Origin of the sequence: Bradyrhizobium sp. 87 (assembly GCF_023073015.1) — a bacterium.
Lineage (GTDB): Bacteria > Pseudomonadota > Alphaproteobacteria > Rhizobiales > Xanthobacteraceae > Bradyrhizobium > Bradyrhizobium canariense_D.
The window spans coordinates 1-750 of record NZ_JADPIQ010000058.1 but is presented as its reverse complement, the minus strand read 5'-3'; the positions used below and the strand labels follow the sequence as shown (position 1 = coordinate 750).

Sequence of the window (750 nt, the reverse complement as noted above, 5' to 3'; positions counted from 1 at the left end):
CGTGATTCCGTTGTGTTGACGCGAATCTCGGCGAGGTCGATCCATGATGGGCCGTCTGAAGAGTGACCAAGGTCAACTGTTCTACGAGTTTCGTCTTGGCGACGCGATACCCGAAGATCATCTGGTGCGGAAGATCGATGCTGCTCTCGATCTGTCCTGGCTTCGCGGTGAACTAGCATCTCACTATTCGTCGATGGGGCGCCCGTCGATTGATCCGGAACTGATGATCCGGATGCTGGTCGTGGGGTATGTCTTTGCGATCCGCTCGGAACGGCTGATCTGCCGTGAAGTGCAGGTGAACCTCGCCTATCGCTGGTTCTGCAAGCTTGGTATCGAGGACGCTGTCCCGGATCATTCGGCATTTTCGCGCGCCCGCAACGAGCGCTTCCGTGATGGAGATGTTCTCCGCCGCGTGTTCGAACGGATTGTCGAGACATGCATTGCCGCCGGTCTGGTTGGTGGCGAAGGATTTGCAGTCGATGCGAGCCTGATTGCGGCCGACGCGAACAAGCAGCGCTCGATCGCAGGTCAGGACTGGCGCAGGGATCGCGATCCGGCCAGGTCCAGCCGCGCGGTGAAGGAGTATTTGGCAACCCTCGACGATCCGGCGTGGGGCGCCGCCAGCGATGTCATCCCGAAGTTTGTCTCGCCATCCGATCCGGCAGCGCAGTGGACCGGCGCTCACAAGGGGCCGGCATTCTTCGCGTACTCCGACAACTATCTCATCGACGTGAAGTTCGGCGTCATCGT

At 59.9% G+C, this 750-nt stretch carries 1 protein-coding gene; it reads left to right on the top strand.

Translation table 11 applies throughout. The features are described 5' to 3' along the window. Nucleotides 1-43: 43 nt before the first annotated feature. A partial coding sequence (locus IVB50_RS15030; protein WP_247296257.1) for a transposase occupies nt 44-750 on the top strand: 707 nt, incomplete at its 3' end.